Source organism: Streptomyces sp. Ru73 (genome assembly GCF_002920575.1).
Lineage (GTDB): Bacteria > Actinomycetota > Actinomycetes > Streptomycetales > Streptomycetaceae > Streptomyces.
On the sequence record NZ_PQSQ01000169.1, the window covers coordinates 1 to 7,014 of the forward strand.

General features: G+C 72.8%; 7 protein-coding genes. 3 read left to right on the forward strand and 4 right to left on the reverse strand.

Features of this window, described 5'->3' with window-relative positions:
* Nucleotides 1-188 precede the first annotated feature (188 nt).
* Nucleotides 189-1,538, reverse strand: coding sequence for an ABC transporter substrate-binding protein (locus C3486_RS35685; protein WP_103837018.1), 1,350 nt, complete (start codon nt 1,536-1,538; stop codon nt 189-191).
* Nucleotides 1,539-1,775: 237 nt separating this feature from the next.
* Between C3486_RS35685 and C3486_RS35690 the strand changes: the two genes are divergently transcribed.
* Nucleotides 1,776-2,288 (forward strand): hypothetical protein, encoded by a 513-nt coding sequence (locus tag C3486_RS35690; RefSeq protein ID WP_103837022.1) that lies wholly within the window; start codon nt 1,776-1,778, stop codon nt 2,286-2,288.
* Nucleotides 2,289-2,386: 98 nt separating this feature from the next.
* The gene (gene purU, locus C3486_RS35695; RefSeq protein WP_103837019.1) at nt 2,387-3,259 is read left to right on the forward strand and encodes a formyltetrahydrofolate deformylase; all 873 of its coding nucleotides are present in this window, start codon (nt 2,387-2,389) and stop codon (nt 3,257-3,259) included.
* Between the two features lie 125 nt (nt 3,260-3,384).
* On the opposite strand, the gene C3486_RS35700 is transcribed toward purU, so the two are convergent.
* Both C3486_RS35700 and C3486_RS35705 read right to left on the reverse strand, forming a co-directional pair.
* Nucleotides 3,385-4,809, reverse strand: coding sequence for a zf-HC2 domain-containing protein (locus C3486_RS35700; protein WP_181138805.1), 1,425 nt, complete (start codon nt 4,807-4,809; stop codon nt 3,385-3,387).
* Nucleotides 4,806-5,423, reverse strand: coding sequence for a sigma-70 family RNA polymerase sigma factor (locus tag C3486_RS35705; RefSeq protein WP_103837020.1), 618 nt, complete (start codon nt 5,421-5,423; stop codon nt 4,806-4,808). The genes C3486_RS35700 and C3486_RS35705 overlap by 4 nt, the downstream gene beginning before the upstream one ends.
* 432 nt (nt 5,424-5,855) lie before the next feature.
* On the opposite strand from C3486_RS35705, the gene C3486_RS35710 reads away from it, so the two are divergent.
* Nucleotides 5,856-6,230: an STAS domain-containing protein gene (locus C3486_RS35710; RefSeq protein WP_103837021.1), complete on the forward strand. Its 375-nt coding sequence runs from the start codon at nt 5,856-5,858 to the stop codon at nt 6,228-6,230.
* Nucleotides 6,231-6,516: 286 nt separating this feature from the next.
* Here C3486_RS35710 and C3486_RS35715 read toward each other — a convergent pair.
* A partial coding sequence (locus tag C3486_RS35715) for a sensor histidine kinase (protein ID WP_374936965.1) occupies nt 6,517-7,014 on the reverse strand: 498 nt, incomplete at its 5' end.

Consider the following 7,014-nt stretch of genomic DNA (forward strand, 5'->3'; position numbering starts at 1 on the left):
GCGCGGCACCAAGGCGGCCGTGCAGGGCAACACCGCCAGCGGCCAGGCCACCACGGCCAAGAAGGAAGCCGCGAAGCTGTGGAACCCGATCGCGAAGAAGTACGGCCTGACCGAGCACAGCCCCGAACAGCTCTGAGCCTGCCGGGCCCCCGGCCCGGACGGCCGGGGGCCCCGGGCAAGGCTGCCGGTCAGGAGTCCTGCCGCGGCTTCTCCAGCGTCCTGGTGAGGTTCACGAAGCCCGAGTGGGTGGTGACCAGCCGGCCGTCCCGTACGACCTGGTAGGTCACCATCGCGTTCACGATCCGGGGGAAGGACTGCACGGCGAGCATGTCGTCGTAGCGCCAGCGCAGCTTCGGGGTCAGGCCGCCGGTGTCGACCGCCCGGTCGCCGCTGTCCAGCGCCTGCTGCAGGGAGCGCGCGGTGACGTCCCGGCCCTCCTCGGTGACCTGCTCGATCGTCTGGCGGAGCACGGTGTACGCGATCCAGGTCGTCTGGACGCCGGCGTCCGCCGGGTCGATGCGGTTGTCGTCGAAGGCGTGCTCGGTGATCACGTCGCGCATGGGCTTCCAGCGCGGGTCGCGGGCGTCCGGGTACCAGCCGGTGACCAGCGCGCCCTCCAGCGGGCTGGACTTGCCGCCCGTACGGTCCACCAGCGTCTGGTTCACGCTGCCGAGCACGGACGCCATCTGCACCTTCGGCTTGTCCTCCTGGAGGCGCCGGAAGGAGTCGAAGAAGGTGTCGGTGTGTTCGCCGAGGTTGGCCGTCACGCAGGAGCCCTTGGCCCGGGCGCCGAACTCCGCCGTGCCGTAGAGCGCCGGATCGGCCCCGACCTTGTCCAGCGCCTCCTGGGCGGCTTCGGTGTAGTCGGTGGCGTTCTCGGGCGCCCGGATGTCGTGGGCCGCCGCGCGGCTGCCGGCGGCCAGCCCGGCGTTGAGGATCGGCGGCATCTGGTCGCCCTGGATGGTGTCCGGGCGGACCAGCGAGACGCGCTTGCACTCGGCGGCGAGCTGCCGGCCGTTGCCCGCGAGCAGGGCCGCCTGGCCGCCGTTGACCGGGTAGGACAGCGGACTGTCGAACTCCTCGCCGGAGACGCCGTACCCGCCGATGTACGGGATGCCGGCGGCCTCCAGCGGGCCCATGAAGGCACGGCCCTGCCGGCTGTACGAGCCGACGACGGCGACGGCGTGCGCGTCGACGGCCCGCTGGGCGCAGCGTGCCGCGGCGACCGAGTCGTTGCGTTCGTTGCAGGTGAGGACCCGCAGGTGGTGGCCGGCGATGCCGCCCTTGGAGTTCACCCAGCGCGCGTACGCCTCGGCCATGGCGGGCATGCCGGCCATGTTCGTGCCCTTGGTGCCGGACGGGGCCCAGGTCATGACGGTGAGGGTGGGCCGGTCCCCGGCGGCGGCGTTGCTCTCGGCACCGGAGAGCGAGCCGCAGCCGGTCAGCAGGGACGCCATCACCGCCGTACACGCCGTCGCTGAGCGGATCGCGGTGGCGCGGTGGGAGAAGCGGGGGAAGGAACGTCGCCGTCCGGTCATGTCCCCGCACTTTTCCGGCCAGGACGGAACATCTGCGTGCCGTCCGGGCAACGGAAAGTGACTCCGAGGTGAACAGCGGGAGAGTTCCCGGCGCCACCCTCCGTCCGGAATCCGGACGTCGCGGCCACCGGTCAGCCGGAGCGGTCCGGCCGCCGGTCTGCCGGAGGTCAGGTCACCGTGCTCCGGCCGGGAACGGGGAGCCCCGGACACCGCACTCCGGCCGAGAACGTACGATCGATTGCTGTGCAAGGTTCGGAGAAGTCTTCCCGTCGCGGCCGTCGCTCGACCACCATGGGCGCCATGCCGCTCAACGACATGCCGTGGTGGCGCTGGCGCGCCAATGTGCGCTCCGCGCTGCACATGCTTTCCGACCCCGTCTTCCAGCAGGAGACCTGGGTGGCCGGCCTGCCCGGGTACGGCGACGTGACCGACGCCGTGTACCGGCTGGTGGAGGACACCTGGCTGGACAACTGGTCCGCCGAGAAGTACGTCGGCACGATATTCCGGGACTCCCAGGAAGCCGCGCTCGTCGACGTCGCCGTGCTCCGGGTGCTGCGCATACTGCACCAGGTCGGCGCCGACGCTCCGGCGACCGAGTACCTGGAGCACCACGGCTGGCCCGAGGCCGTACGCGCCGCGCGGGACGCCCACGTCCGCATGGCCACCGCCGACGGCGAGGACCCGGACGCGCCGCCGCGCTCCCTCGAAGTGCTCGCCATCATGACCAGGGGCCTGGAACCGCAGGAGTGAGCCGGGCCACACCTGGCCCGCGCGAGCGGCACCTCCGCGCAGGTGGCGGAGGGAGCGGACGGTGAACGTCGGGCCGGAATGTGCGACCCTTTGTCCTCATGAGCCAGTCGAAGCCCGCCCTCTCCGATCAGTACGTCCTGACCCTGTCCTGCCCGGACAAGCAGGGCATCGTGCACGCGGTGTCCAGCTACCTCTTCATGACCGGGTGCAACATCGTGGACAGCCAGCAGTTCGGGGACCGGGACACCGGGCTCTTCTTCATGCGGGTCCACTTCCGCGCCGAGACCGCCGTCACGCTGGAGAAGCTGCGCGCCAGCTTCGCCGCCGTCGGTGACTCCTTCCAGATGGACTGGCAGATCCACCGGGGCGACGAGAAGATGCGCGTCATCCTGATGGTGTCCAAGTTCGGGCACTGCCTGAACGACCTGCTCTTCCGCTCCCGCATCGGCGCGCTGCCGGTGGAGATCGCGGCCGTGGTCTCCAACCACACCGACTTCGCCGAACTGGTCGCCTCGTACGACATCCCCTTCCACCACATCCCGGTGACGAAGGACACCAAGGCGCAGGCCGAGGCGCAGCTGCTGGAACTGGTCCGGGCCGAGCAGGTCGAGCTGGTCGTCCTGGCCCGGTACATGCAGGTGCTCTCCGACGACCTGTGCAAGGAGCTGTCGGGGCGGATCATCAACATCCACCACTCCTTCCTGCCGAGCTTCAAGGGCGCGAAGCCGTACCACCAGGCGCACGCGCGCGGCGTGAAGCTGATCGGCGCCACCGCGCACTACGTCACCGCCGACCTCGACGAGGGCCCGATCATCGAGCAGGAGGTCGCGCGCGTCGGCCACGACGTCACCCCCGACCAGCTCGTTGCCGTCGGCCGGGACGTGGAGTGCCAGGCGCTCGCCCGCGCCGTGAAGTGGCACAGCGAGCGCCGCGTACTGCTCAACGGCAGCCGTACGGTCGTCTTCGCCTGAGGCCCGCCACTCCCGTTCGCGTGAGGCCCCCTCTCACGTTCGCGTGAGGCCCCCGCTCGCGGGCGCCTGAGGACCCGCCGCTCGCGTTCGCCCGAGGGCCCCGCAGCTCGCGCCTCCGACCGTGGTCAGAGGCGCGAGAGCGAGGCCGTAGCGAAGAGGACGTCCCGGATGGCCTCCCGCTCGCCGTGCTGGCCCGCCGCCGCGTCCTCGGGCGACACATGCCCCGCGGCCAGCTGGCAGAACTCCACGCTGTCCAGCGCGATGTGCGCGACGGTGTGGTCCGGCGTGCCGAGCGCGCCCGGCGAGTCCAGCGCGATGTACCAGTGGCCGCCGCCGCTGCCCTCCACCTCCAGGTGCAGCGTCCGCCCCGGTGTGCCCGCCTCGACCAGCCGCCGCGGCGGCGTGGCCAGCCCGGCGCGGCGCCGTACGGCCAGCGCCGAGGGCAGCAGCCGCGCTGCCAGGTCGACCATGCCGTGCATGTGCGGAGCGGCCGGCGCCTCGTACGGATAGTCCACCGCGTCGGCGATGTCCCCGGCGTGCACCCAGCACTCAAAGGCACGTTCCAGCAGGGAGTCGCGCAGCGGCAGCCGGAAGTCACCGTAGGGCACGGCCAGTTCGGCGACCCCGCGGCCGGCGAAGGCCACCGTCCGTATGAGCGCGTGGCTCTGCTCCCGCCACGGCTCACGGGTCGCGAGCGGCGACTCCTCGTGCACCGCGGTCCGCCAGTACGCGAGCGTGCGCGCCGTCGGGTCGGTGGGGGAGTCCTCCGGGACCTCGGCACCCAGCGGGTCGGTCAGCCCGAGGGCCGTGGCGACCAGGCCGTCCACGGTCATGAGATGGCCGATCACACCGGCGACGGTCGTGGTACGGCCGGCCTCCCGGTCGTTCTCGAACCACCGCAGCCGCACCGGTGCCCGCCACTCCGCCTCGCCCATGTCCCGCAGCAGCGCGTCCAGCTTGGCGGTCTCCGCGTCGTACGGACCGGCCCACTCGGGCACCGGGATACGCGCCGGCCGGCGCCCCAGGCAGCCCTCCAGGACCCGGCTGCGCAGCAGCGGATCCAGGTCCAGGCTGTCGGCGGGGTGCAGCAGGCCCACCGCGTCCCGCAGCCGCAGCGCCTCGTCGGCGCACACGGCGCAGTCCGTGAGGTGCGCCTCGACCGCCGCGGTCTCCTCGGCCGAGCAGGCGGCCAGCGCCCAGGCGCCCAGCAGCGACTTGAGCACCGCGTGCGGCGGCTCGGGCCGGCCGGCGCCGCCGGTACTCCCTTCCCCTCCCGTACTCCCTTCCCCTCCGGCTTCCGTGATCCGGTCCTCCTCGGCGGCAGTGGGCCCGGCACCGGGGTCGTCGGTGCCGGGGGTGTCGCCGGGCACGGCCGGCTCCGGCTGCGGGTCCGGTCCGGGACGCGGTGCCCGTACGTCGGGCAGCGGGCCCTCGTCCTCGGCGGCGCGGCGCGGGGCCGGTATCCGCGGGCGCTCGCCACGGCCGGGGCAGGGCCCCGTGCCCTCGGGGCCCCGCGGGCCGAAGCGGTCCCAGTCCTCGGGGCCGTTCACAGCGCCCGCCCGTATCCGGAGCCGGAGGGCGGCGGGGTGCCGGGGCGGTCCGGCGCTGCCGGCCCCGCCCGGTGGCCGTGCGCGGTGGCGAGCAGCTGCAGGCCGAGCCGGAGCCGGCGGCGCGCCTCGTCCTCGGTGACGCCGAGGTCGGCGGCGGTCTGGCGGTAGTCGCGGCGCTGGAAGTAGGCCAGTTCCAGCGCGGCGCGCAGCGGCGCCGGCATGGAGGTGACGATGTAGTCGGCACGGGCCGCCGTGGAGGCTGCGTTGATCTTCTGCTCGATCTCGGCCGGTTCCGGTGCGTCGGCGCCGCAGTCCAGCGCGGAGGCGGCCTCGGCCTGACGCAGCCGGTGCACGGCCTGGCGGTGGGTGAGGGTGGCGACCCAGGAGCGCATCGAACCCTGCTTGGGGTCGTACGCGTCGGGGTTCTCCCATATGTAGCCGAAGACCTCACGGGTGATCCGGTCGGCGGCCTCCTCGTCCTCCAGGACGCGGTGCGCAAGGCTGTGCACAAGCGAAGCGAAACGGTCGTACAGCTCGCCCAGCGCGGCCGCTTCGCCGCGCGCGAGCCGCTGCTGCATCCGCCTGTCCCAGCGCGGTGGCGCTTCGTTCACCATCCACGGCCCCCTTCGCCGTCGCCGCTGTGCCCACCGTCACAGAAGTTCATCGTCACAGAGTCCGTCGTGTGTGCGCCGTGTCATCGAATGTAGTGCTCCGGTCCGCCGGCGCACCTTCCTTTACGGCAAAACGAGCCGTCCTCCGACTGCGGGTGGTATAGCTCCCGTCACTTTCTGGTGGTGGTGCTCGACAGAAGTCGACTGATACGGATCGTTCATGCCCTTTTCTGCCCGCACGTTATTCGTGTGTGACCGGACGCGGGAGGAAAAGCCAGTGATCCAGGGCATAGCCTGGGTTGTGGCGGCCTGTTGCGCCAGAAATTCCCACGCGTTTCAGGGGAGCGGTGCCGGGCAGCCGATGCGAAGGGAAGGGTGCGTTCCGGTCTCCCCCGGAGGCGTCCGGTCCGCAAGCGAGCGAAAGGCTTCGAGCGCGTGACGTTGAAGGTGGCAGAGGACGAGCAGGGCCGCTGGGCGGTGCTGCGGGTGTCCGGTGAGATGGATCTGGTCACGTCCCCTTCGGTACGCCAGCACGTCCACGACGCGGTCGCCGAGGGCCGCCGCAGCGTCGTGCTGGACCTGTCCGGGGTGCAGTTCTGCGACTCCAGCGGCGTCGGCGTACTCATCGCCGCGCGCCGGCTGATGCGCTCCTGCCAGGGCCGGCTCCGGCTGATCCTGCCCGCCCAGGGAGCGGTGGACGGCTCCCACGTGAACCGCGTACTGGCGGCACTCGGTGTCCGCCGCCTCTTCGAGGTCTACCCGGACGTCGCCACGGCGGTCGACGAGACCGCCGCGCCCCTTTCCGCCTGAGAACGGCCCCTCTCCGGCGGACGGCGGCTGCCCTTCCCGTCGATGGCTGCCCGGCTGCCCTTCTCCGGTGCGCCCGGCCGGCGGTTGCCTCAGTGCTCGCCGTACCGTTTCCCCCGCTCTTCTTCCCCCATGGGGGGATGCGAGGTCCCCTTCTCAACACAGTAGCGGCAGGGTCTGACACCCCCGCCGCTCCGCAGCTCACCCCTCCGCCGCCCCTTCACCCCCGCCCCCTGCTGGCCCGCGCCGCCCCGCCCCACGCCCCCGCAGCCCAACGTCGCCCCTCCCCTCAAGCCGCTCGCCGGGGGAACTCCGCGCGGACCACGAAGCCGCCGTCCGGGGTGGGGCGGGCCTCCAGCGTGCCGCCGAGGCTCTGGGCGCGTTCGCGGAGGCCCACCAGGCCGTGGCCGCCGCCGGGCAGCTGCGGGGTGTCGGCGCCCGCGTCCGGCGGGCCGTTCCGCACCTCGACCAGCAGCCCGGCCTCCCTCTCCTGCCGGGGCGCGACCCGGACCCGTACGCGGGCGCCCGGCGCGTGCTTGCGTACGTTCGTCAGCGCCTCCTGCACCGTGCGGAACGCCGCCCGCTCCACGGTCCGGTCCGTGGGCACGTCCCCGTCCACGCCGTTCTCGTACGTCACGTCCAGCGCCGACATCTCGATCAGCCGCGGCAGTTCGGCCAGGTCCGGCTGGGGCGCCAGCTCCGCCGGGGCCGCACCGTCCGGCGTCCCGCGCGGGGTGCCGCCCGCTGCGCGCAGGATGCCGACCATGTGCCGCAGCTCCTCCAGCGT